This window comes from Bariatricus sp. HCP28S3_A4 (assembly GCF_052066395.1).
Taxonomy (GTDB): Bacteria; Bacillota; Clostridia; order Lachnospirales; family Lachnospiraceae; genus Allocoprococcus.
Window position 1 is genome coordinate 75,361 of sequence record NZ_JBQHSE010000008.1, and the last position, 25,545, is coordinate 100,905.

Sequence of the window (25,545 nt, forward strand, 5' to 3'; positions counted from 1 at the left end):
CTTTTTTACATCCAGGATAATTCCAGGGTGCCTTCGTTTTCTTTTGCATTCAGCTCATCACGGATAAAAATATCTGTGAGAGCTGCCCAGTAGTTTTGGGGCGGAAAATGCTCGAAAGTACCTTTGATTTCCTTGGAATCTCCATTTTTGATAAATATTTCTCCATTTTCGCTGATAAATAATTTTTGATGTCCTCTTGCCTGCAGATCTCCAATCAGATTGGAGAGTAATGGCTTGCCAATTAGGGTATACCAAGACTGGGGATCCACCTGACCGATGGAATCAGTGCCTGCAGGTTCCGACTTTGGCTTTAATGATTCTATCGTCATCATAGAAAGTACCAGTTCTCCATAACAGTCCAGCCGGACTTCAGCAAAATTATATTCTTTCGTATGGAAGGTACGAATACGCAGGGCATTTCCATTCAGAAGACTGTCTACAGTTGGTTCTTTAGTAAATTCCCATGTGGCATTCGGATAAGAGGACTTCAGTTTCCCTGTAATCTGGTAACTGATCTGTCTCCAGAGCAGAGTTTCCATATCGGTGATACCGTCTGGATTCCCAGAGGAATATGCTGACTTTCGTTTGAGTGCCGGAGATGGGATGCGGGGAAGACGCGGGACAATCAGGAAGAGGAGACTTCCTAAAATACCTGCAAGTGCAATGCCCGCAATCACTGAGCGGTTTATATTATCCGGTACAAACAGTAATGACAGAAACAAAACGAGAACAACAGATTTTAATATTTTTAAACCTTTACTTTTTTTCCTTCGTACTTTCATTGTATGATTCCTTTCCTGTAAACAAAAAAAGAGGAACCGCCATGCCCGATGGGTAAGCAATTCCTCAACCTGTTATTTCTTTTGAGTTATCCGTTAAACGGAAGCTGGTCAGCCATGCCTTCCGGGATTCCCTGAAAACCGTCCCCGGTAAAGCCACTTTGCTGTCCATATGCCATGTTCTGTTGTGGATAATAGCTCTGCTGGTACATGTTGTTTCCAATCGGTCCAGAAGGTGGAACTGCATAAGAGTTGCCCTGTGTTCTGGCACCTGCGGTGTTTGGTATACCTGCATTTTGATTTCCAGCACCATTCATGTAGCCGCCTCCCTGAGCAGCGCGATTTTGATAACTGCCACTTCCTGGGGTAGCCGCACCTCCGTTGTTGTTATTAGGCATGCTATTGCCATTTTGATGATTTCCAGAATTTCCGTTATTCTCATTTTCCGGCTTGTTGGAAAGGCAAAACTGCCAGTCCTTGACATTAATTTTGGCTCCAACTCCTGGCTGCCCAGCCTTCTGTCCCTGCTGATAGAGAAATGGATGGATTTCCAGATCTCCATAGACATAAATACAGGTTCCGGATTTTACACCGGCTTTGATCAGACGCTCTGCCAGGAACTTGTTAAAATAGCATTGATAGAACATGGACTCGTATCCATTCTGACCATTTTGTGTGTTCTGGCTCCTCTGAGAGGAAGCAAGATCCAGACTGATGTACTCTGATCCGTTGTTCTTTCCTTGCTGCATGGCAGGATCCTTTGTTACCCTTCCCATAACATGAATAATTGCTGACATAAAAATTCTCCTTTCTGCCTCTTAGGGCTTTAAAATAATAAAAATGAATAAAAGAATAGGAAACCTGTATACCAGATTTCCCATAAATAAAAAAAGAGCCATTAAGTGACCGCATAATACGGCTATCCTAATGACTCTAATTTCCAACATAAACTTACGTGTGTTCTGGAAGAATGGTCCAGACTCCCTTTAGGGGATAACACAAAAACTCAAGTACAGTATTATAGTAACACAAGATATAGTAAGTGTCAATGAACGAAATGCTATATATTGGTTTCGGAGGAGAATCTACTACATATTGAACTATGAAAAAACAAAAGTATATAGTACAATAGAATTTACAAATAATAAATCAGAAAAGAGTAAATATATGACATATGATAAAATGCAATTATTTATAAAACCATTACCTGCATCAGTAATAATTAAAAATTATATAGAGGGACATCCGATTGATTGTGAAGAATATTTAACAGAATTCGTTAATTTTTCTAAATTGAAAAAGGATAAAGGAAATGAAACCTTCATCTTAAGAAAACATTGTGAACAAAGTCAGAAACAAAGTGATATTTATAATTCTTTTTATGAGTTAGATTTTAAGATATTAGTAGATACCCGATATATGGAAGCAAAAAGCACATTGAGTAATTCAGTTACAGAACTTTGCCCAGGGGTTACACAAATTGGTCCTTCTAAATTTTCTGGTAGTAAAACTGCTTTTGATATAATAAAGTGTTTTCGAGGAAAAACAGAAGAGGATTTAAGAAATATCGAACAGGGATTATTAAAGCTTCCTGAAGGAAAGGTTATAAGACAGACAATGCAAAAGATATCTGTTAACAAAAATATTATGTTTTTCCTTCCGTATGATTATTCATTTAAGAATCAAGAAACAGATTTTGAAGGTGCTAAATTAATTGCTGATTGTATTTCTAAAGATTTGAAAAGTTTATTAGCATATAGAAAAATGAAAGTAACAAAAGATACTTATATAGCATTTATATCAGAAAGATATTTTGTTATAACGGAGGAAAAAGAAAGTAGCCTCATTTTTTATGATATGATAAAAACAAGCGATAGTAGTTTATATAGTTTTTTGTATTCTGTTGGTAAACTGTAATTAGCTGTATTATAGATAAAGGGAAATGACCATGCAAAGCAAACAAGAAGTAATTACATATTGTCATTCTTTTGAGCAGGTATACGAGGATTATCCATTCCACGATTCTAACTGGTGTGTGATGCGCCATAAAGGGTCTAAGAAGACATTTGCTCTAATCTATAACAAAGATGGACATGTATGGATTAATGTGAAATGTGATCCGCAGTGGAGGGACTTCTGGCGAAGTACTTTTACATCGGTTGTTCCTGCATACCATATGAATAAGACACACTGGAATTCTATCATTCTGGATGGAACTGTCCCGGAGGAAGATATCAAACGGATGATTGGTGAAAGCTATGATTTAACAAAGGGGAAGAAAGCATGAGGATTTTGGTAGATGCAGATGCCTGTCCGGTGGTATCTATTGTAGAGCATATTGCGAAAAAATATCAGATATCAGTAATCTTACTGTGTGACACGAATCATATTCTGCAGTCTGATTACAGCGAAGTTTTGACAGTTGGAGCAGGAGCTGATGCGGTAGACTTCAAGTTGGTCAGCGTCTGCCAGAAGGATGACATTGTGGTAACACAGGATTATGGTGTTGCTGCGATGATTCTTGGAAAAGGAGCATACGGGATACATCAGAGTGGCAGATGGTATACGAATGAAAATATTGACCAGATGCTTATGGAGAGGCACTTAGCAAAAAAGGCACGAAATGCGAAAAAAAGAAACCATATAAAAGGTCCAGCGAAACGTACCGCTGAAGATGATGTACGGTTTGCAGAATCGCTGGAAAGGCTGATTCATAAATATCGTTAAGTGTAGGTCAGGATGAAAGAATACATTATGAAAGAATACATTATGAAAGAATACATTATGAAATATGAGTGTTACCATGTTAACTGGTAATATAAAAGATGCCGTAGACAAGGAAGAACCTTGCTACGGCAATCCTTTTGTGTTGATAAGTATATGAGAGCTGGATCAATCTTTTGAGGGAGAACCCGAGGATAGCTCCTCGAATCCGAGCAAATTATCACTGATCCCCATACTTTCTTCCTCGTTATAAGGAGATTTGCGAAAATACATTCGGTAATAGTGCCCTTGAAGCAGTTTTACACTTTTATCTGTCGTGAACTGATATTCCCGGTCATCGGTTCCGATAAGATGAATTTGCTGTGTTTTCTTAAAGGCTGAAACTTCCCGTTTGCTGCAATATCCTTCCACTGTCAGGTAGGAACCGGAATGGATGAGATGGTACAGGCTGATACACCGAATCAGGCAACATACACCGATTACGAGGCTCATAATGAGAAGGATTTTATCTTTTGTCTGCATCCCGATGATGCATCCGAACAGTACACAAAAAAAGCCGATTGCCGCCTGGGCAACCAGCTTGGATAGTAATGGTTTTGGCATAGTGCTCCTTTCAGAATCGTTGGAATGAAATTTGTTTATTAAGATACAGATTGCCGACAGCCTGCAGGACCGGATACTGGATATGCAGAATCTGTGCCTGGTCAGCCAGTGTCTGGTAGGTATATTCTGTCCCATCATAGAGTTGTGTGAGGACATCTTCTTCCCGCGTTGGAGCTTTCTTTTGCTCCACACAGGTCACCAGTTCTGCAGTGGTTAGCGGAATGGCTTTTGTAAGCTTTATGACGGTTTCCTCAATAGGCGTGTTTTTTTCTTTCCGCAGATATTTTCCAAAATCTCCGGGCTTGATTTTACCATCTACATAGAGCTGGATACAGGTAAATAGCCGGGTGGAGAAAGTTTCGTGAACCGGAAGGATGTGAAGTTTTCCTAAAAGCTGATAGAGTGCATCTACGCCGGTCACTCCTTCTCCTTTTGCAATCAGACCGCGCAAAAGCAGTCGGTTCAGATAGTGGGAAAATGCCAGTCCGTCCGGTCTGCCGCTGTTTTTAAGCCGCACATTGTAAGCAGATTCCAGTTCGTGTATCTGCAGAATCTGGAAGGCAAGGCAGCTCCAGAGAATAAGTTCGTGATCGCATAGTCCGAATTCCTGATGATTATTCAGAACCATAGGAGTGGATTTCCCATCTGTATTTTTGACAAATTTTAATGTGCCGATGGCGGTATAAAGTGTCAGCATAGAACTGCCTCCTTCTTGTTATGATGCTAATAGCTCATATAATAGCTCATTTTCTTTCAGCCATTTTCTCGCCTTGCTCTGCCATGCCCTTACCCTGTTGGAAGGAACCTGATATAGTTTTGCAAGCTCTCGATCGGTGTAACCGTCTTGCTGCAGACGGAGAGTGGCAATTCCTTTTTGTATCATATTGCTGCTTGTTGCTTCCAGTTCCTTCAAGTATGCAGTGGACAGGTTTTGTATCGCTTCCTGCTCCGTGGAAAGGGAAGTACGATTTTGGTGAAACTCACCTTCATAAGAGTGACCGTCCTCGGATTCCAGCAATGCATCTAAGGAACAGAATCGTTTATTATATTGGTAAACGGTACGCCAGTATCCGTAGATCGCATTACGGACTGCAGCTCTGGCATATGGTCGGAAGGGACGGTGTCCATCGTATTTAGAAGCTGCATTGCACAGTGCCAGGTAACTGGTTTGCGTAAGCTCTTCATATTCCTCCAGAGAAAGATTCGAATAATTCCGTGTCAGGACATTTACCATTTGCGGCACCAAATCCATATTTTCTTCCATGAGCTGGCTGTAGGGGATAGGATTATTTTTCATGTCATCCACCCTCCTTACCCTGCAAGGCACAGCGGTACATGGTTGTAGCGAAGGACTTTCTCTGATTCTTCTATAAGTCGTTCGCACATGTACTCACTGAAATTACCGATATGTGCCTGTGTGGTGTCGAGGCAAAATTTGTCTGACATCCACCGGTAGGCATCTTTCTTGGATAGAATTCCCTGTTTCCAGATCTGGTCAAAGATTCGGTGTGCACGGATTCGTTTCTCACGAAGAGATTTATTTGCCAGAGTGCCTTTAGGGCGAGTGGTGCCGGGATGGACGCCGACATAGGAATTGCAGACCGGATAGCGGCTGCATACATAAAGTTTGCCTTCCCATGCATTTTTTCCATGGACATAACATGTATCTCTTAAAATGGCCGGGCTGCCACAGTAAGGGCAGCGTATGATTTGTTTCTTCATCATGATTCACCTCGCATTACGTTTTTTATACGTACATTTATCCTTTATTAGTAAGTTTATTACGTTTTCTATACGTATATTGTAAGTAAAAGTGTGATGAATTCCCATATATCAGGGACGGAAACAGGTACCCAAATGTTCCCTTATTACCACTTTCTGCCATTTTTTATGAATGTTCTGGATAGAAAATGGTTTTGATTAATGGAAAAAGGCCACTGTCTGTAAAACGTTGGTAATTAACTGCCGTGAAGATAAACTTATTACAAAAGTATCGGAGCAGGAACAGTGCAATTAGTATCAAGCAGATCCGGTAGATGGTGAGCGCCTGCCTTTTCTTTTTGTGTAAAGAAGTAAATCTGCAGTACAGGATATAAACCATAGGGAGAAAAATCAGGGTAGTAAAGCCCTTGTCAATCGTTTGGATGATCAGAGTAAGCATGTTGCACACCTCCTTGTCTTTATTCATTCTGTACGCAGAAACAAGCAAAAACGCAACTTACCAGTCATAGTTTTTCTCTTCCTGCATTTTTAGGAGTTCCATACAGGGACAGTCGGACTTGACTGCTGTTTTAGTATTCAGGTAAGAGCGATATAAGGATAAAAAAGCAGATACAGATATGTTGCTTATGCATTCTTCCGGTTCCGGATAACAGGAAAATAAAATCCGGGCATCGGAAAGAGGAAGAATCAGCGGTTCTGCTGTGGTATCCGGATGAAATAGGAATCCGGGTTCCCTGCATATACCAGAAGTTTTACAGGAAGGGCAGGTCACATGGATGCAGTGATGCCAGTTCCCATCACAGGCATCTAAAAATCTACGAACATGTTTGATATCTGTCTGGATATAGGTTGTTTCCATATTCATCACCAAAAAGCAGGCAGTCTCTATGGACCGCCTGCACTGAAATTAAAGATTATTTTTGTTTCTTTTTCCGGAAATAGATTACTGTAGCAATACCTGCGAGCAGAAGGGCACCTGCAGCAATACCTGCGTAAAGAAGAAGTGGGGTATCATCGCCGGTCTTGACTGGTGTGGAGATATCCGGAGTATCTTTTGGTACATCGGTAATTTTCACTGTCTGGTCGTTATCATTTATATCTTCGTGATTCGTCAGTTCCACTTCTTTTTTGTTGTCTTTATCACCGGTAGATACATAGAGCTTTTCAAAAACAACTACATCGTGTCCAGAAAGAGAAGTAGCATCAAAGGTAAAGGTTACTTCTACAGTGCCTTCAGAGTTTTCCGGTTTGAAAGTTGCTTCAGATGTTACAGGTTTTCCGTCAATCAGTACTTCCTTACCGGTTTCCTTGTCTATCAAAGTACCTACGACCCGGTAGGTAAGGCCAGTTACCAGATCCTTGTAAGAAACGGTATCAATAATAGAGGTTTCTTTTTCTGCAAGGACTTCCTGGTCGCCGTCTTTTCCATCTTTAGCGGTAGTCTTAATCTCTGGGAAATAGATGGTCTGTGGATCATCATCAATCTGGGTATGGAAAGCAACTTCTTTGTCCTGATAAGATACAGACTCAAAGGCTACTATCGTTTTGCCTGCGAGAGCAGTGGCATCCAGTGTGAAAGTAAGCTCTACAGTGTCTTCCGCATCTTCTGGTGTGAAGGTCAGTTCGGACGTAACTTCTTTTCCATCGATTTGCAAAGGTTCGCCAGATTCCTTATCCATTAAAGTTCCGGTTAACTTGTACTCTTTATTTGGAATGAGATGGTAGGAAACGGTATCCGTAATGGTCAGTTCTTTCTTTGGAACTGCCATCTGGGTATTGGTATCCGGGCAGTTTGCCTGAGTTGCAATTTCCGGGAAAAAGATCTGCTGGCCTTCATCTTCGAGATCTGCATGAACAGCAATTTCTTTTTTATCCTGTGTTACAGATTCAAAAACAACGGTTGTCTTACCGGCCAGCGAACTGCCATCAAATTCAAAGACTACATCTACGGTGCCTGAGCTAGTTTCCGGCGTAAAGGTTGTTTTGGCAGTTACCTGTTTGTCATTAATTAGAACAGGTTCTCCAGTTTTCGCATCCATGAGTGTACCCGTTGCAGTGTATTTAAGGTTTGGAACCAGCCCTTTATACTGGATCGTGTCAATGAGTTTCACTTTCTCATCAGCATTTGCCATATGCTCACCGGTTTCAGAGTCTATGGCCTGCGTGCCGATCTCCGGGAAAGAAATCTGCTGGTCTTCATCAGAAAGGTCCGCATGGACAGCCAGCTGTTTATCTTCCTGATACAGTTCCTCGAATACAACAGTTGTTTTTCCGGAAAGTGAGGAAGCATCAAAGGTAAAAGAAACTTCTACTGTACCAGAGGATTTTTTCGCTGTGAATGTCTTTTCAGAAGTTACAGGTTTGCCGTCAATCTGAATTGCTTCACCGGTCTCAGCGTCCATTAGTGTTCCAACCAGCTTATAGGACTGACCTTTCTTTAGTCCGGAATATTCGACAGTATCTGCAAGAGTGACTTCTTTTTCCGGTTTGCTCATATGGGTACCTGTTTCTTTATCCAGAGCTGTTGTGCCGATTTCAATCAGGTCATCGGTCAGGGTTCCAAGGTCAATGGTAACGGAATCTTTATATACAGTCACTTCGAATTTTAAAAGACTCATTCCTTTATTGGATTCACATCTCTGCTCCTCAATGACATATTGATCATAGATAAGGGCACCTTTGGAATCGTCTGGCGTGGAAGATCCGAACCAGACCCCATCTTCAGATGTTTCTCCACGGTTGGTGTTCTGGGTGTGTTTGTTCCATTTGGAAGAAGTACTGGCATATCCATTTTTATCCGTCACGATGGTATGGCTTTCTCCGGTTGTAACAGAGGTGATGGTAAATGGAACATCAGAAAGACGTGTTTGTTCTCCATCGGATACCTTTACCAGTTCCAGATCGCCACGGTAGATCTGTTCTTCGACAGATGAAGTATTGTAGCACTGTACGGTTTCCTTGACACCATCGGCTGTGATCTTCTGTACGAATACAGTATCATTGGAAAAGTATCCGACAGGAGCTTTTGTTTCCTGAACAGTCACTGTACCGAGCGGGAGACAAATGGTTTTTCCATCCGTCTGTGTATAGAAAGCATCTCCAGATACCATATAATCTTTGGTGAAATGAGATTTCCCTTCTGCATCGGTCTTAAATATCCAGGTGCGTGCCGGGTTAGCCCCATTTGTGGCAGGATCCTGATCGGATTGTTCGGTATAGAATTTTACTGTAAACTGTGCATCCGCAAGAGATGCAGATCCTTGTGGCTGTGCTTCCTGTGCTTCCTTGTCCAGTTTCTGAAGGAGCAGATCCATTGGATTGCTCTGTGGGATTTCCGTCACATTTACAGGCGTGGTTGCTTCGGATTTGACAGTGACGTTATGGGTTTTGGTGTCCAGGATGAATCCTTTGGAAGCTTTGGTTTCTTTTACCGTGTAATTACCTTCCTCCAGTTCTCCGGATTTTGCATAGCCGTTTTTATCTGTTGTCAATGTCTGTACCTGTTTGTCTCCTTTGTAGATGCCATATTCGGCACCCTGTAAGCTATAGTTACTGTTCCCTTCGGAAACAGAGGCGTTGGCTGAAGATTTACGGATTTCCAGATAACCGTAAGGAACCTGATACCAGCTTCCAACAACAGTCTGGCTTCCGCTTCCAGGAATAATAAATGCCCGGAAGCTTTCCGGGGGAGCAGGAAGGCTTTTGATTGCTTGTGCAACTTCTTTTGCTTTGTCAATGAAACTCTGGGGTGCACCATGGAAGGCTCCGGTATCTGAAGAATACCCTGCATAAATATAGGCGACGACAAGATGTCCGATTACATAGGAATTGTCATCAGACCAGCCGCTGAAATATTTGTCTTTTACAGTTTTTTCATAGCCATAACCGCCATTTAAGTAATACAGTGCTTTCCGAAGCGGGGAATCCTTTGCCAGAAGGTCATAGGAATAACTGCCGGAAGCAGGGGTTTTCTTGAGTGGTTCCACACAGTAAGCGGTATTGTTCCCATCAAATGTCATGCGGGAAGTAAAGTAGTCTCCATACGGAATATTCGCTCCTGCGTGAAAACTGACGGTACCGTCTGCCGCATGAACAGTCATGCCGCCGGAAAATACGGTGCCGACAGTAACCAGTACTGCAAGCAGAAATGCGAGCAGCCGGTGGATGGATTGATTTGTTCTTTCTAACATAAGTCTCCTCCTTACTTTGAAGATATGAAAAAGGCAGCGATTTTGCTGCCCTGGGTGTTAACCGGCTTTTGCTTCTTTGTGTTTCTGGCGTTCAATGATTTCCAGAAGCTCCTGCCGGTCGGTGGTAATCAGCTCTTTTTCCAGTGTGGATGCTTTGAATTCCACCGTAATGTTATTGTTGTTTGTTGAGATCAGGCCATTCCCCCTTTGAAAATGTGTGATATTCATGACTTCGGTTTCTGACAGGTGCAGGATATTTTTTACCCGCTGTGCCTCTTCGTCCTCCATGTTCAGGATGATCTTGGTCTTACAGTTGTTGATGATACCTTTTCCATATTTACCATCATCCAGAGCAAAGAAATCATTTAAATCTTGTGTGGCAAAAATGCCGGCTCCTGAGTAGGCACGGATGATTTTGGCAATCTCCAGAACAAATTCTGCAGCCAGACGGTTACTGGAAGCACCGATGAGCTGCCATACCTCATCAACGAAGATCGCTTTTTCCTCTGTCCGGTTTTCTTTCGCTTTATCCCAGACGTAATCCAGGGCAACGAACATGCCGACCGTCAGAAGGTCAGAGGAACCTGTCAGTTCCGAAATGTCGAGTACTGTATATTTGTTCGTCAGGTCTACGTTCGTTTTCTGGTTGAAAGAAGAAGCAGAGCCATGGACCAGACGGTTTAGGATATGTGCCAGACGTTTGGTATCCGGACTTTCCATCAGGATGTTATAGACATCCTCAAGGATCGGCATTTCCTTATACTGGTTTGGATGATCCGGGTCAATGAGGGATTCGTTTTTATGTGTAATCCCTTTTCTGGCATAGGTTTTAATGAGTGTCTCGTCCAGAAGCTGTTTCTCCTCATGATTCATGTCAGGAATCAGGAGAGAGAAGAAGATATGGAGCCTCTGGATTTTGGAAGCCAGAGCGGAAGCATCCAGTGTTGGTCCGTCTAGCAGTTCATTGACAGAATTATCAACTTTGCGGATTTCCATGACGTTAATGCAATTTTGGCTGGCAGGAGAGATCTGGATAAATTCTCCACCTACGTTTTTACAGGCCCGGTAAAATTCATGCCCCTTCAGAGGAGCAATGATGAAGACCTGGATTCCCTTCCGCCGCATCCGAAGTGCCATAGTCTGCATGGTGAAGGTCTTACCGGCACCGGAGCATCCAAGGATACAAATGTTGGAGTTTTTATACTGTTTGGAATCAAAAATGTCCGCTATGACCAGTGAATTGTTATGCTTATTTACTCCGAATAAGATGCCATTGTCATCACAGATGGAGTAGCTGGTGAACGGGTAGCAGCTTGCAGCTCCCGTAGTCAGGACATTTCGTTTTGACAGTTCATAGAGTTTTTTATCCAGGTTTGCAAGCGGCAGTGAGGATAGGAAGCCCTGCTCCTGTAAGAAGTAGCAGGAGTGCAGATCCATATCCTGGGAAATCAATAGTTTCTTCATTTCCTGAATACGCCACTGCAGTTCCTCAAGATTCGAAGCAGTAATCGTAATCAGAAGATTGATATAGTAAAAGTCTTCATTATTTGCCAGACCAGCTTTCAGGAAATATCCGGATCGTATTGCAGAATCCAGATCATCAAAGTCTGCGTTTGTATCGGATGCATCCTTGATCTTTGACCTGTTGATACGGATCTGTTGTCCAAGTCGCTGCTGAATCTTATCCTTTGGCTGTTTATGCAGATAAAAATCAATGTCTATGCCTTCCCCGGCGTTGATCAGTAAGGACAGCCAGCCGGGTGCGACCTTCTGTTTATAGCCGTCGCTTGGAACCAACAGGTATGCATGATAAATTCCGTTGATCCGCACATAATTGGAGTGTCGGAAATCTACGGACTCCGGTGCAATGAACTCGTTGATCCGGATATGATCCAGTTCTTCCTGGCGACCTTCCTTCATATAGCGTGCAAGGACATCTGCGATTCTATCCTGCAGAGGCTTTTCCGTACAAAGGGTTCGGTTTAATAATGTGTATAGGACATCGGTTGTAAATTCATCTTCATTATCATGGGTAACCACCTGATTTCCGCATTGATATAAGAACGTCTTAGCTGTCTGGGCGGCTGTCTCCAGTGCAGCAAGGATTTCTTTTTCTTCTACTTTCCGGTTTACATTGAATGGTTCATACTCAAAGATTAGAAAGAACCGTCTTGAAACGGCCTCTCTGGAACTTAATTTCTTTACGAACTGGATGTAATCTTTCTGCAGTTCCCGACAGTGAGGATTAGTCTCAAGGGACAGTTCCAGTGCTGCCTGTTCCAGATGTTTATTGATATCTGCCTTTTTGGAGATCATCTTAATCTGTAATTTGACCGGGCTGATTTTTAAGTAGGAGATAAAGCTGTAAATGATGCCTTGCTGTTCCCTTGCGCTTCGCAAAAGGAAGTTGATAGGTTCAATCTCCAGAATCTTTACATATCGGTGGTCAGTGGTATAGATGATCCCGTTGGCAATTTTATCAATCGGAAGATAATCCTCCAGTGTCATGTCCTTTCGCTTTTTCTTTTTCGAGGAAGCGGAAGGTGAAGGATCAGGTTGTTTCTTATTGGAGCGTGCATCTTTTTTCGTAGCTTTCTCCAAACGTTTTGCCTCCTTTTGGGCAAGCTTATCCTGATGCAGTTTTTCTTTATGCTTTTGCTTTTCAGCTTTTAAACGCTGTTTCTTTTCACGTTTCGCAACTTTGAGGGCTTTCGCCTGTTCCTTTTTTCTTTGTTTCTTTTCAAATTTCAAAATCCGTATATCTTCCCTGGCCTGCTTCTTGATGCCGCGTTTTGTAGATATATCATAAATCCGACGTTCTTTTTTTTTAGAAGCTGGTGTGGGAGCAACTTTTGAATCGGGTGTAATCCCTTCCTCTGAAGAAGATGGCATATTATAGGTAACCTCCTTATCATGTGTGGCTGTCTCCATTGGTTGAGGTGATAGCTTCTTTTTTTTCTCCCGATTCTTTTTCGTCTTTGGTTCTTTTTGACGAGGATTTTTACGCTGTTTTCCCTTTAGCTCCGGTTTGGTATCCAGCCGGTATAGGATTCTGCGGTTAAACAAAAAACGGACAGCATTCATCAGGAAAGCCGTCAGACTTTCCCCTCCAATGCCGATCAGGGCGACCATGGCTGCTGGAAGAGATGTCATACATAAAATGATGATCCGTATGGTCAGGGACAGGGGAAGATGCACAACAGGTATTGCAATCCCGATGGCAAGAATGGTGCCTTCAATTGCATTGCGGATCTTGAACATTCCTCCCATGAATGTACCCCGCTCAATAAAATTACGGGGGATTAAGGCAATTTGTTGTTCTTCAGGGTTGTTCACGGCTGCACCTCCTTTGCATTAGTTTTCTTTTCCGGTTCTGTTGCTTCGATATCGTTTGGGGTATCAGCAAAACCGCCTTCCTGCATGGATTCTATTTCTTCTGTAGTAACAGCTGGAAGTTTTTGATCCGTCTTACGTTCATAGGTAATTATGTTTTCACTGACTTGCAGTTTTTCTTCCCCAAATAAAAAAGCACCGGTACTGGTGCTGCAGGTAACTGGAAGGGTAGTATTATCAGAGAAAGCAAAAGTAAGCATGATGTCGTTTCCTTCCGGATAGGTGGTCTGTTCTGGAAGAAAGGTCACAGAGGTAATGTCTGTTTTCCCAGTTTCTTTGAGATACAGAGAAAATTGTTGCTTTAGTTCATTAATCTGGATGTCTGCAAAAAATGCCTGTAATTCTTCAAAGGCAACGTATTTCAATGTGGGAAGTGAGGCAGTATTCTCTCCTTCCGTTTGGATTTCTTTTGCGGGCTGATTTGGGTCAGCCGTATGGTTTTTCTGTTTTTCTGCTTTCCATAAGGCAGGCAGTACAATGCCTGCTACGATCATGCCGATCATCAGCAGGATGGAAAGAATCAATTTTTTTCTGCTCATAAGCTCTCCTTTATTTCTTGTCAAAGATCCAATATGCACTTGCTGTTGCATGAATTTCTGACATCATATCAAATTCCCGGTTGATATAGTTTTTGGATGCACTGTCATTCGGATCGTTAACCAGTACCTTTCCGGAAGCCGTTACACCACGAAGGACAATGAAATGTCCGCCTCTGGTAAATAAGCCTGCACTTTGGGAACTGATGACAGGATGGCCTTCTGACAGTGCTTTTAGGACTTTATTGGGATCGTTGGTATGGGTGACCGATCCGCATCCAAAATGACTGGCTGCCGCTGCAAAGTAGGACCAGTAAGTGCCGACACCTGGTTTGTAGTAAGAATTTCCACACCAGGAAACTGCATCTACCGGAGTGATGGTTTTGCCCGTTAAATAACTTGCGACCATGGCAAAGCTGGTCGGGCCACATCCGCTGGTTGCAATGGAACCTCCGCCATATGGAATATTTCCGTAATCTGTCTGCAGGTAATGAGGTATCTGCATTCCATTTGCAGGATAGGTGCCGCCTGTAGAAGTAATGATGTAGTACCGGAGTACATGGTCTACGTATTCTTTATCGCCATATCTGGAATAAGGCCAGTTAGGGCGGGCACACATCATATCAGAATAAGCGATGGCGTTTGCTTTGGTATAACCACTGTCCCGTTCCATGGCCCAGTCAATATAACCGGAACCGTAATTGTATCCCTGCAAAGCAAGCTTGATCCGGTCAAGATCTGTTGGACCGGTGCATCCGGCTTTATCCAGGGCATATTTGAGTTCCTGAATTCCGCATTCGATGCTGTACTCTGGGTCCGTAATACCGTTAGGCACATGGGGATATTTCTTATTAAATCCACCTTCTGCCGCCTGCATGACATCAAGACCACGTCCTCCGGATTCCTGCATCATCACAGCAAGGATTAGTTCCACATAGGGAGTCATTCCGTATTTTGTAGCAATCCGTTCTACGGTTGCCCGGTAGCGAAGCACCTCATCGGATACATTGGCAGTTGCGACTCCGGAAGCAGAGGAACCAAAAAAGAGGGTCAGATTTTCTGCATAAGCGTCTGCCACTTTTTTCTGTTTGTCGTTCAGATGAAAGACATGGTCTGCAAAATAAGAATCACCGGCATAGTTGATTACAAAGTTATGCCGGGTAAAGGTAACTGTCTGAGTATGAGAATCTGTTCCTTCACCGGCGTCCCCTTCTGCGCCGGCATCCACCGTAACTTCCATGGTAACTCTCTCTGTTGATACTTCATAAGTAAAAAGTCCATCCTTATTCGCCCGGATGACCCGCTTCAGTTCCGTAAGGTTGATATCCCGATAGTTGTCTTTACTTGCACAGAACTGGGCAATGAGCTGATTGGCATTTACAGAGATATAGTAAGCATAGGGATCCGTAATAGATACGGCATCATTTTCCGGTACACGAGAAGCCGCGGCATTCACCTCAGCAAGTACCTCATCGTGACATTCCTGTAAGACTTCTACAATGGCTTCATTGGCAGCACGTATATTTTCATTGATCCTGCTGTTACTGGTAAGTGCTCCGGTATTTTCGGAGAGATTTCCGAAGACAAGTCCTGGAAGCATGACAATGAATAATACTGGAATTAGAAGCACAGAAATAATTACGGCGACTGCCTTTTTAAAGGTTTCCCGGTTCTGAATTGCAGCACCAATGACGGCTCCAAAGGGACCGGCTGTGGCACCTTTTACAGCACCTGAAATAGAAGCTGCAGCTCTGCCTACCCGAACTGCTTCATTCAGACCGGTCTGATGATTTGCCAATTAAATTCGATCCTTTCTTGGAGGTGTCGGGGGCAGTTTCTGGTCGATGGATTCATGGTAGGCAACTTTTCCACCGCCTGCGTCATAAGGGGTTTTAGTTACTGCATCCTGTGCATACTGCTTGTACCATGTAGCACCGTCTACAGACTGCACAGTTTCATATGTACCCTGTGAGGGTGCCATATATTGGTCTGCATGATAGAGAGCAAACTCTCTGGAACCTGATTCGGTAGATTCCGTTCCGGTGATCCGTCCACCTCCGATTTCCATATTGGAATAATTGGATAAAGGGTGTGTGGAATCTACTTTCATGCCCATATAAGAAATATAAGCCTTTTCTGCATCTGCTCCTTTAATGGAACCGACCTGATTGTAGTTACCCTGTGCAATGCGGCTGATCACATTGTTGGCAAAGTCTCCACCTTTATTTAAAGAAGAATGATACATGACACTGCCGATGCTGGAATGCTCTGTGTAGCCAGTTGCCGTATTGACTGCGCTACGTTCCACCTGCCTTCCGACAGCTCCGGCCAGTCCACCTGACAGGAAGCTTCCACCGACAGCAGCATCACCTGGAGAAGAGGGGGCTCGGTAACCGCCACTACCGCCGCCACGTAAATGCATGGAACTTGCCAGACTCCTTCCGGCGATTAAAAGCTCTGCCATCATGTTCCCGCCAGTGTTTCCTACATTAATGCCGAGGCTTGCCATGAAAGAATCAATCTTTTGGCTGACTTTTAAAAATGCGATGGCGCAGAGAAACCAGATGAATATATTACCGGTAACGGCTTCCTTTCCCTGGTTTGCCACTGCCTGTTCCACTTCTGCTTCCGTAAGTTCTGCCGCGAAGACTGGGAAGGAACAGAGTATGACCATGCAGGCAGTAAGTGTCAGCAATAAAATAATATTTCTCTTATGTTTCATGTGTTCCTCCTGAAAAAGTAAGGTTACCATTGGGACGATAAATGGGGATTCGTTGCTTAATGGATTGCATTACAGGATATTGCTGCTTTTTCAGACCATAAACTGTAGACGCTGCCATTATCTTTAACTGCACGAACTGCCACGGTTGCAGATTCCCAGTTCGTTCCTACCTTCTGTTTTAAGCAGCCTGTTACAAACTCATCTGCCCCTTGATTTACAGTCAGATAATTATTTGTTGTAGTGTATACGTGTTCCGTTCCATCTGCTTTTGTAATCTTAATCTCGTATGATGTTGCATCATCTACAGCATTCCACTGGATATTCAATCTACTTTTTGAATAGAACACATTGCTGTGTATATATGTAGCTCTGGTGATTGTCGTGGTATTCAGAAGCTTAATATCTAAGTCTTTCACAGCATCTTCTACTGCGTTAGATATTCCAGTTTGGTAACTGTCAGGCAGCTTCACAGTAATATTTGGGACACCGGTATATCCGTATTCTGATAACGGTTTATATTGTGGTGTTGCTGCATGTGCCGTAAGGGTTGAACCAAGCAGCATGGTTGTTGCTAAGGACATTACGATTATTTTTTTGGCTTTTTTCATATTTGAATTTCCTTTCTTTGTTTTGTATCAGTGTTGAATTTCAAGTTATTCTGTATCTCACATTAGAGAGATAATGGGTTGGCAAGGAAGGTCCCGACCATTGAAGTAAAGAGCCGTAAACACCAGGCGTTCATCAGCAGCAGGAAAAATTGTCCCCCAAGCATCCGACACCAACTCTTGAAAATATTACCGGTTGCCTGAGAAGAGCCCGTTGCGAAAGCGACTGGGGCTGTATAGACGAGAACGCCGAGAAGAATGTAACGCTCTGCCGCTTCAAACAGCAGTTTGATGTAATTCCATGCCAGTATCAGTACCAGGATCAGTGCAGTAATCGCAACAGCTCCATTGGCACAGACACCGAGGATAACTGTGATAACGGAGTTAAAGTCTGCGAATTTTAGCGGAGGCAGATCTTCTGTCAGTATCCAGCTATATGGTGTTCCTGCAATGTCAAGTAAAAGATCTACGATATCTTTTGCATAGAAAGTAAGGAACAGGAAGATGAAAGAGCGCATGGATAATTTCAGTGGATCTTCTGCCTCAATTCCGGCACCAGCAAAGTAATTCTTAAATAACTGCCAGACCCAGTTCAGTAGGATCAGACCAATTGCCAGAGCCAGAAATACCTGATACATGCTCTCGGCTGCGGGGAAATATCTTAAAAAGGTATCCATGGAACATCCCAGAGCACCTAAGACCGAAGTGGTAATAAGATCCAGAATGTTCATGACCTGTTCTGCAATCCATTCTACAATTCCATCTAAGATTCCCATTTAGGCACCTCCTTTCCTGGATTAGCCATTCCATTTACCTCCGGCAAAGAACGGTGTGATGTAAGCCATGATGAAGCCAAGACCGTTTAAGATTGCCCAGGTGATGACGATACGCTTGAGCCATGCACGGGATTCGTCCACGGTTTTTCCTGATTTGGAAAAGTTCATCATTAAAAGAGCCACAGATGCTGTTACAACAGCAGCTATGGTAGAAATCAGGATAATCTGGTTGTAGACATCTTTCATGATTTCATTTGCTTTGTCCCACATGTTAGCTGCCAAGACCGGCTGGATATTGCATGCCAGAAGCGTGAACAGCAGGGATGCTGTGTAAATAATCCGCATGTAGTCAGGACGACGCTTTTCATTCGGCGGGTTTTCTTTGACTGTATGTTTTCTCACGTAAGTTAAACCTCCTTCATATGAAAAGGGCAGTATGGAATATCCATCCTGCCCCGATGCTTATAGTTTTTTAGTGCCTCATGCCAGTTTATCCGGCAGCAAAAAAGCAGCCCGGTCAATACAGGCTGCCTGATGCAAATACAGTATAAAATTGTAAAGCCGATTCACCTCCTGCAAGAAAAAACGCAGCCAGTACCAAAAGGGAGAGGCAATGACTCCGGTACCGCTGCGCAATTCCTGCATATAATTTTGACAATACCAATTTTAGCATGTGTATATTTACATGTAAATCGCAGAACTGTGCCAGTTTAGGTCGTGGAAGAGCCATAACTGTGCCATGACATCAAAAGTGCATTGATTCAACACCATTAGAGTTGGTGCAACTCTACCAGATACTGTATAGAAAAATCCTTGGCAAATATACTAAAAGTACGATTGTAACGCCGTAAGAATTAGTATGATTAGGAGAAGATAATATGCAAGGAATAGGGAAAAGGATTCAAAAGAGCAGGGAAGCTGCCGGACTAAAGCAGGAACAGCTGGCAGAGATGGTTGATTTGAGTTGTAATTATTTAAGTGCCATAGAGCGGGATGTGAAGACGCCAAGGCTGGATACATTTGTAAGGATTATTAATGCGTTGAATGTATCAGCAGACGAAATCCTGATGGATGTGCTGGAAGTAGGCACAAAAACGAGATGTACGCAATTGGAAGAAAAGATGAAACACTTGCCAGCAAAGGAGAAAAACAAGATTCTTCGTGTTTTGGAAGTGATGATTGAAGAGGCGGGGAAATAGTGTGCGTATGGGCGTGGACTTTTTGAAGATCCGGAAGATGCAATATAGTGCGTGAATATTTGGAAATCATGTGCTATATGATGAAATACATTTTCATATCTGTTATACTAACGCTAATAGAGTTAATCTACTAATTCTAAAGTGCGGAGGCAGTATGAAGAAAATTGGAATAATTATCACAGTATCCATAGTAAGTCTGATGGCAGGCATTGGAGTTGGAAAAGGAGTAGAAGGTTATAGGCAAAATAATAAGAATGAGGTACAGGAAGAATCTGTGGTCTGTGAGTGGAAAAAACCGGAATCGGTAAAGAGTAAGTTGAAGGATCCGGACAAATGTTACTTGTGTGGTTATGATAACCGCAGTCTGATGGGGCTGTTTCGTAAATATGATGATCTTGGAATCATCTGTGTGAATAACTGGTATGTATTGGATATGAAGATACGGAATCATGATGATGCAGGGAATCTGACAGGTCCACAAGGGCATATTAATACGACATTTACTGGAACCGGGGAGGGAGGATGCTTTTTTCATGCAAGCCCGAATTCTGATAGGGGAATCTCAGATGTAACTGTAAGTTACGGTGAGAACAGTATACTGGATGTGAAATTTATCCGGAAACATCTTTGTCAGGACTGTCTGGATAAATTAATAGCAGTGATGGAGACTTATGGACCAGAGGATGAACCGTGGAAACCAAGAGATTTGTGTCTTGTGGATTTTAATACACTGGAGCTGTATTCCCTGCAAGGTAATTATAGCTCATATTATGTGGGAGATTATTATGTCGAGGTCGATGACAGCAGGGAAGAGGAACTGAAGGTTACAGCAGTTTATGCTCCGGAGTTGGAGAAGAACGGGGAGAAATCAGGAGAGTGATTGTAGGATTTGTATAGGGAGAGTATAATAGAAAAAGAGTTAGACGATTATAATTTGTAGATTAGTTAAATTCCGGTTTGTTTGCTGAAATATACACGATAGCATAGGTTGATTTTAGTATTTCAAAATGATTGGATGGGAGATGAAAAAATGACAAAAACAATACATATGGTTAGAAATGTGTTTAATGAACGGTCACCAAGAGAAATAAAAAGCATAGATAATGTATTTGGGGATTTTCTTGTAAATAAAGGCTTGTACGATGAAATAGAGATTACAAAGGATAATATTTTTGAATTAGCTGACTTGGTAGGGGGACATGTAAAAATTGACATTTATTGCCCTAAATGTGGAGAAAGCAGAGTGTTTTCTTGTGAGATGATTCCGTATTATTGGTATGATGAACATAATCAAGAAATAAAAGGACGTTCTTTAGAAGAAGAAATCGTATCATGGCAAGAAATTCAAAATATGGATGGAACTCGTTTTGTAGGTGATCCAGAAGCACCTTGGACATGGACCAATAATTCTATAGAGAATGACACTCGATTAATGGTATTTAAGTTTTTTTGTGCAATGGATAATACACATCATTTGGACTATATTGTTCTTACATATGGAAATAAGATGAAAAAAATTGGTCAATATCCTTCTGTTGCAGATTTGTCATTCCCTGAATTGAAAGAGTATAGGAAGGTTATGACTAAGGAAGATGAAAAGGAGCTTAAAAGGGCCATCGGATTATTTGCTTCTGGAATTGGAGTAGGTTCTTTTGTATATCTTAGAAGAATTTTTGAGCGTATCATTGTAACTGCTAGTCGAAAGGCAATAGAGGAGGGAAAAATAAAGGAAGAAGAGTTTGGCAAGGCTCATGTGGATGAAAAAATAAAGATGCTGGCAGAGTATCTTCCAAAATCATTAGCAAATAATCCTGTATTCTACGGAATTATTAGTAAAGGAATTCATGAGTTAAGTGAAGAAGATTGTATAGAGTTTTTCCCAGTGATGCAAAGCTTTATAATGATGATTTTAAGACAGTGGGAAAAGATACGCAGAGATGAGGAAGAAGAAAAGAAATTAGCAGCTTCTCTTAGTCATATTGCTGCAAAAGTAAAATAAAAAATTACAAAAGAAAAAATAGGTGTTAAGCACATTGTAATGTATCATGTTACTGTTTTAACATGGATAGAGATGATTACGGAAGAAAAATTGCTGATTTGACCAAAATTGTTGGATAGTATGAATTGATAAGAAGAACAGGTGGAAAGACCAAGACTATTGAATTTGAAAAAATAACAAAGGAGAAATAAGTAAATTGGTAAAGGAAATATTATCATTGATCGGCAAATTAATGGACAAATATGGAAATACGTTGTTGCTTGCGTTTGTAGCAGGAATTCTTACAATCAGCAAAGCCCCTAAAGATTGGATCAATATGCTACCATTTGGAACGCAGAATATATATTGGGGCTTGGCTGTTTGTGTTGTAGCATACATACTTATAATCAATTATTTTCGACATGCATATAGGAGTTTTAAAAGGAAACTTTATTTAAGCAAATCATCAGAGGAATATCATAAAAAGCAAAATCAAGAAGCCATGCAAATACTCTGGGATCAGGTGGATGGACTAAGCGAAGCAGATAGGGCAGATTTGAGAAAATTTATTGAGACAAATAATCAGCCGATTTCTAAAGGTGGATATTTTTCTTATGATAGCCTGTATCAATCGGATTGGGTAGTGTCTATGGAGAAGAGAACACCAAAAACCACTACTGCAATAGACTATACTACTGGTAAGGAAGTTACTCTTCATGGGTATGATACGCATGTGTATAAACTCAAAGAACCGATTTTTCTAGCTCTGAAATACTCTATGGAGACATATGGGCGGATTGGTAATTTTGAATAGAGATTATAGGAGAAAATAGATGGATAGACAGATGGTATTAGAAGAAATTGATGAGTTGAATAAAGAGGGCCAAAAGGTGTTGTCTACTAAGTGGACAGAAGAGATGGGTGTTTATACGTTTGTGGAAGAAGAAATATATTATAGTTGGCGCACAAAAACTTTGACATTTTTAAAAATGTTTTTGCCAGAAGAACATGAGTATGTAAAGACGTTTTCTGAATTAAGAGACAGTGATTTCACCAATGCTCAGATTTGCGTTCAGACACTGGGAAATGTAAAGAGTTATCTGGAAAAAGGCTATATCTCTCTTGAAGAGAAAAAAGAGATTGATGTGGATGGTGTTCTGGAAAGAATATTTTCACGTTTTTATAAAGTGGCAAGACAGCTAAGAGATAGATATAATAATAAGCCTACGCTTGAAATTGAAGACGAATACGATGTGCAGGATTTGCTTCATGCTTTATTACAGTTATATTTTGATGATATAAGAGCAGAGGAATGGACTCCTTCATATGCAGGCAAATGTGCAAGAGTGGATTTCCTTTTGAAAAATGAAAAGATAGTAATAGAAGTCAAAAAGACTCGGAGAGGGCTGGACGATAAAGAATTAGGTGATCAGCTTATTATTGATGTGGACAGATATAAAGTGCATCCAGATTGTGAGAGACTTGTTTGTTTTGTATATGATCCAGAAGGGCGAATTGGAAATCCCAATGGAATAATGGCTGATTTGAATAAACAGCATGAAGGATTTGCAACTGTATATATTTATCCCAACATGTGAGGAAGAGTGCTGTTGATGTTGGTGGCAATCCTTTTTAAATCATATTTGGTATATTTACATCCTAAGTTTCCATAGATTGAATAGAAAAAAGGGGGACTTGATTTCTCTCATCCCCCAGTGTATAATTTACTTAAGAAAGGTGATCAGATGCAAGATCTGATGCCCTCAGTAAAATTTAATTTATTTCTATGTTAAGACATAGCATCCATCAAACTTTCCTAGGGTTATCGTGGATGCTATTTCTTATTATGTCGGTTATCTATGTAGGTCAAAGCCGCAAAAACTACTAATAGTAAAGTAAGAACTTCCATTGTGTTCATGGGCATCACCCTCTTTCTAAAAACTAGAGGGCGTTTCGAAATTGCATCCGCATTCTTCCTTGTTCAATTATACTTGCTAAGTATAACACAGTCAGATATCAATGACAATGGATGAGCAGTTGAATGAACCAAGAGAATTATGTCTGTTGGATTTTTATTTACTGGAGTTCTATTCCTTGTAATGTAATAATAGCTCATATAATGTGGAGAGTTTATGCGTGGAGATTTATGATGGAGAGGAGGAACGGAAAGTTACGGTAGTTTATGTTCCGGTGTTGGAGGAAAATGGGAGAAAGTCAGAGGGATGATTGCAGCGGTAAAAAAAAGAGAGTATAATAAAACATAATGTAGATTGTTAGAGAATGGGGATTATTTTGGGAAATTGAGTGATGAGTGGAATATTCTCGCAAAGTGTAGGTATGGAAGAAAATCTGCATGTGAGATAATTGATAAATATCTAAAGAGTAGTTCTTCGATTCATGTATTAGGACAATTGTAATGAAAAATATATTGAATAATTTTAAGGAAATATTAGGACAATATTGTGCCATAAATCAGTTCGTTGAATTGGGAAAAAGATGCTTTGTTACTGAACATCAAAAAGCATTAGAAACGAGAGAGGAATTTGTTGAATTAGCAATAAAAAATTCAATAACATTAACTTGTTATGATGCTGATAAGATGGTTAATGCTATCTCGAGAAGTTATATTGTCAATGTCCATTTGTGTTTTGAAACATTTTTGAAGGAAGCTTATAATCAAGTGAAAAAATATGGAAAAGGTGGCTATCAGGAAAAACAAAAAGAAGATTCTTGGTTGACATGTGTTACGAAAAATGTTTTAAAAGGTAATTTACCAGATGATTTGAGACCTATTTCTGAACTCTGTGAATATTATCGACTGATTAGAAACACAGCTGTGCATGATTTGTGTGATATTGATTCACATGTAAATGAATATAAAAAGTTACAGAAATACAATTTTAAAACGGAAGCTAAGTTTGCAAAATTATCAGCACCTAATGAGTATGAAAAAATATCTTTTGATGATTTTGTTATGTTTTCACGCTCATGTGTTGAAGTTGCAACATATTTATTCAATCAAATTGTATATGATTATGAAAAAATTATTGAAGATGTTCCTGAATCTCAAAAAAAGGTGTGGCGCAAATATAGCGATCAGAGATGCGCAAGAGCTATTATTTCATACTTAAACACAGAATTTAAATTAGATGATTCATTAGATGGTCAAATGAGTCGTTTGATAGAATATGTTAAGGCTCGATAGTCAATTGGTAAGACGTCCCCCTTCATAAGTGCATTTATAATAATGCATTTATGAAGGGGAAGTATGTGGTTCGATTCCACATCGAGCCGTTATTATATAGAATATTTTTTATGAGAAAGGAGAATAAATGATTGTCAAACAAGATCAGTGAAGTGACGAAAAGAGATATAAAGGATTTATTTTCATGTGGTGTATCAATGCAATATGGTGAAACAGGAAATATCTCATGGCATGGACGTCTTGATGATATTGAATTTTTGCAAAGATTATATAATTTGGATGAACTTCCATCATATGACTCAAGGTATCATACGGCAAAAGGAGATATTGCAACGCACGTTGGATTTGGAGATTGGGAAGATGAGTGGGTTTTTACAGATGAAAGATTTGGCTTGATGAATGGAAATGATGAAACTTATTTGAGGTTTATATGTGAAATCTTTCATCCGGCGGTAGCACGACATTCAATTGAAGACGAAGATTGGGCTGAAGCTGAGTTTTATAGGCAAATATCTAATCTGTTAAAAACAGAAGGATATGAGTTGTATGAGGTTAAAAGACTTGGAAATAAACCGGTATTAGGATGGAGAGTAATAGGATCAGCAGAAACGGTTATATCCGCTCAGACGGAAGCTTTAAAAGATGTTTTTGACTCTGATTATTTACAACAGCAAATTGATCAAATGCAAAAATCTATATCAAGTAATCCCACAGATGCAATTGGTAAAGCAAAAGAGATAGTAGAATCTTGCTGTAAAACAATATTAGAAGAGCATAAGAAAGAAATTGATAAAAATTGGGAAGTCCCAAAGCTTGTAAAGGAAACTTGTAAGATTCTAAATTTGTTGCCAGACAATGTCCCAAATGGGATTCAAGGAGAAGATACCATTAGACGTATTTTGGCTAATCTTTCAGCTATTCCGCATGGGTTGGCTGAATTGAGAAATCCGTATGGTTCAGGCCATGGAAAATCAAATAGTTTTTCTGGACTTGAAGGTCGGCATGCAAGATTAGCAGTTGGAGCAGCAGCTTCTGTTTGTTGGTTTTTATGGGAAACTCATATTTCACAGAAAGAGCATTAACGCTAAATACAGGGAGCATATCGATGGTATG

The 25,545-nt window shown here is 41.0% G+C and carries 25 protein-coding genes and 1 tRNA gene; 11 read left to right on the forward strand and 15 right to left on the reverse strand.

The window, feature by feature from the left end:
• Positions 1-5: 5 nt before the first annotated feature.
• Both ACTNBF_RS06100 and ACTNBF_RS06105 read right to left on the reverse strand, forming a co-directional pair.
• Positions 6-782: a hypothetical protein gene (locus tag ACTNBF_RS06100; protein WP_427738649.1), complete on the reverse strand. Its 777-nt coding sequence runs from the start codon at positions 780-782 to the stop codon at positions 6-8.
• 86 nt (positions 783-868) lie between these two features.
• Positions 869-1,576: a single-stranded DNA-binding protein gene (locus ACTNBF_RS06105; protein ID WP_427738650.1), complete on the reverse strand. Its 708-nt coding sequence runs from the start codon at positions 1,574-1,576 to the stop codon at positions 869-871.
• Between the two features lie 298 nt (positions 1,577-1,874).
• Between ACTNBF_RS06105 and ACTNBF_RS06110 the strand changes: the two genes are divergently transcribed.
• Genes ACTNBF_RS06110 through ACTNBF_RS06120 form a run of 3 tightly spaced genes read left to right on the forward strand, consistent with a single transcriptional unit; the run spans position 1,875 to position 3,506 of the window.
• Positions 1,875-2,696 (forward strand): hypothetical protein, encoded by an 822-nt coding sequence (locus tag ACTNBF_RS06110; protein ID WP_320813108.1) that lies wholly within the window; start codon positions 1,875-1,877, stop codon positions 2,694-2,696.
• A 31-nt stretch (positions 2,697-2,727) separates the two neighbouring features.
• The gene (locus ACTNBF_RS06115; protein ID WP_320813109.1) at positions 2,728-3,066 is read left to right on the forward strand and encodes an MmcQ/YjbR family DNA-binding protein; all 339 of its coding nucleotides are present in this window, start codon (positions 2,728-2,730) and stop codon (positions 3,064-3,066) included.
• Positions 3,063-3,506 (forward strand): YaiI/YqxD family protein, encoded by a 444-nt coding sequence (locus ACTNBF_RS06120; protein WP_320813110.1) that lies wholly within the window; start codon positions 3,063-3,065, stop codon positions 3,504-3,506. Before ACTNBF_RS06115 ends, ACTNBF_RS06120 begins: the two co-directional genes overlap by 4 nt.
• 165 nt (positions 3,507-3,671) lie before the next feature.
• Here the strand turns inward: ACTNBF_RS06120 and ACTNBF_RS06125 are convergent, their stop codons facing one another.
• The 13 genes from ACTNBF_RS06125 to ACTNBF_RS06185 form a co-directional block, all read right to left on the reverse strand.
• Positions 3,672-4,106, reverse strand: a complete 435-nt coding sequence (locus ACTNBF_RS06125) for a hypothetical protein (protein WP_320813111.1) — start codon at positions 4,104-4,106, stop codon at positions 3,672-3,674.
• 10 nt (positions 4,107-4,116) lie between these two features.
• Positions 4,117-4,803 (reverse strand): cell division protein, encoded by a 687-nt coding sequence (locus ACTNBF_RS06130; RefSeq protein ID WP_427738651.1) that lies wholly within the window; start codon positions 4,801-4,803, stop codon positions 4,117-4,119.
• An 18-nt stretch (positions 4,804-4,821) separates the two neighbouring features.
• Positions 4,822-5,403: a sigma-70 family RNA polymerase sigma factor gene (locus tag ACTNBF_RS06135; protein WP_427738652.1), complete on the reverse strand. Its 582-nt coding sequence runs from the start codon at positions 5,401-5,403 to the stop codon at positions 4,822-4,824.
• A gap of 14 nt (positions 5,404-5,417) precedes the next feature.
• Positions 5,418-5,831: a zinc-finger-containing protein gene (locus ACTNBF_RS06140; RefSeq protein WP_427738653.1), complete on the reverse strand. Its 414-nt coding sequence runs from the start codon at positions 5,829-5,831 to the stop codon at positions 5,418-5,420.
• A gap of 493 nt (positions 5,832-6,324) precedes the next feature.
• Positions 6,325-6,693, reverse strand: coding sequence for a hypothetical protein (locus ACTNBF_RS06145; protein ID WP_441042803.1), 369 nt, complete (start codon positions 6,691-6,693; stop codon positions 6,325-6,327).
• 49 nt (positions 6,694-6,742) lie between these two features.
• Positions 6,743-10,018: a VaFE repeat-containing surface-anchored protein gene (locus tag ACTNBF_RS06150; protein WP_427738654.1), complete on the reverse strand. Its 3,276-nt coding sequence runs from the start codon at positions 10,016-10,018 to the stop codon at positions 6,743-6,745.
• Positions 10,019-10,075: 57 nt separating this feature from the next.
• A complete protein-coding gene (locus tag ACTNBF_RS06155; protein ID WP_427738655.1) occupies positions 10,076-13,354 on the reverse strand; it encodes a TraG/VirB4 family ATPase in 3,279 nt (1,092 codons plus the stop codon).
• A complete protein-coding gene (locus tag ACTNBF_RS06160; protein WP_441079524.1) occupies positions 13,351-13,914 on the reverse strand; it encodes a DUF5038 domain-containing protein in 564 nt (187 codons plus the stop codon). Before ACTNBF_RS06160 ends, ACTNBF_RS06155 begins: the two co-directional genes overlap by 4 nt.
• A 46-nt stretch (positions 13,915-13,960) precedes the next feature.
• Positions 13,961-15,745: a lysozyme family protein gene (locus ACTNBF_RS06165; RefSeq protein WP_427738657.1), complete on the reverse strand. Its 1,785-nt coding sequence runs from the start codon at positions 15,743-15,745 to the stop codon at positions 13,961-13,963.
• The gene (locus ACTNBF_RS06170) at positions 15,746-16,669 is read right to left on the reverse strand and encodes a hypothetical protein (RefSeq protein WP_427738658.1); all 924 of its coding nucleotides are present in this window, start codon (positions 16,667-16,669) and stop codon (positions 15,746-15,748) included. It abuts the gene before it with no gap.
• A 56-nt stretch (positions 16,670-16,725) separates the two neighbouring features.
• Complete coding sequence (locus ACTNBF_RS06175; RefSeq protein WP_427738659.1) at positions 16,726-17,277, reverse strand: hypothetical protein; 552 nt, start codon at positions 17,275-17,277, stop codon at positions 16,726-16,728.
• A gap of 62 nt (positions 17,278-17,339) precedes the next feature.
• Positions 17,340-18,050, reverse strand: a complete 711-nt coding sequence (locus ACTNBF_RS06180; RefSeq protein ID WP_288859596.1) for a hypothetical protein — start codon at positions 18,048-18,050, stop codon at positions 17,340-17,342.
• A 21-nt stretch (positions 18,051-18,071) separates the two neighbouring features.
• The gene (locus ACTNBF_RS06185; protein ID WP_427738660.1) at positions 18,072-18,452 is read right to left on the reverse strand and encodes a fimbrial protein; all 381 of its coding nucleotides are present in this window, start codon (positions 18,450-18,452) and stop codon (positions 18,072-18,074) included.
• Positions 18,453-18,928: 476 nt separating this feature from the next.
• Here ACTNBF_RS06185 and ACTNBF_RS06190 point away from each other — a divergent pair, with 476 nt between their 5' ends.
• The 8 genes from ACTNBF_RS06190 (at position 18,929) to ACTNBF_RS06225 (ending at position 25,514) form a co-directional block, all read left to right on the forward strand.
• The gene (locus ACTNBF_RS06190; protein ID WP_288859599.1) at positions 18,929-19,249 is read left to right on the forward strand and encodes a helix-turn-helix domain-containing protein; all 321 of its coding nucleotides are present in this window, start codon (positions 18,929-18,931) and stop codon (positions 19,247-19,249) included.
• Positions 19,250-19,403: 154 nt separating this feature from the next.
• Entirely contained in the window at positions 19,404-20,129 is a 726-nt protein-coding gene (locus ACTNBF_RS06195; RefSeq protein ID WP_427738661.1) for a hypothetical protein, read from the forward strand.
• 135 nt (positions 20,130-20,264) lie between these two features.
• The gene (locus ACTNBF_RS06200; RefSeq protein ID WP_441042802.1) at positions 20,265-21,248 is read left to right on the forward strand and encodes a hypothetical protein; all 984 of its coding nucleotides are present in this window, start codon (positions 20,265-20,267) and stop codon (positions 21,246-21,248) included.
• A 232-nt stretch (positions 21,249-21,480) separates the two neighbouring features.
• Complete coding sequence (locus ACTNBF_RS06205) at positions 21,481-22,041, forward strand: hypothetical protein (RefSeq protein ID WP_441088907.1); 561 nt, start codon at positions 21,481-21,483, stop codon at positions 22,039-22,041.
• Positions 22,042-22,060: 19 nt separating this feature from the next.
• Positions 22,061-22,825, forward strand: coding sequence for a hypothetical protein (locus ACTNBF_RS06210; RefSeq protein WP_288859611.1), 765 nt, complete (start codon positions 22,061-22,063; stop codon positions 22,823-22,825).
• Positions 22,826-23,643: 818 nt separating this feature from the next.
• Positions 23,644-24,432, forward strand: a complete 789-nt coding sequence (locus tag ACTNBF_RS06215; RefSeq protein ID WP_288859613.1) for a hypothetical protein — start codon at positions 23,644-23,646, stop codon at positions 24,430-24,432.
• Positions 24,423-24,521, forward strand: a tRNA-OTHER gene (locus tag ACTNBF_RS06220). Before ACTNBF_RS06215 ends, ACTNBF_RS06220 begins: the two co-directional genes overlap by 10 nt.
• 42 nt (positions 24,522-24,563) lie before the next feature.
• Positions 24,564-25,514, forward strand: a complete 951-nt coding sequence (locus ACTNBF_RS06225) for an abortive infection family protein (protein ID WP_288859615.1) — start codon at positions 24,564-24,566, stop codon at positions 25,512-25,514.
• Positions 25,515-25,545 lie beyond the last annotated feature (31 nt).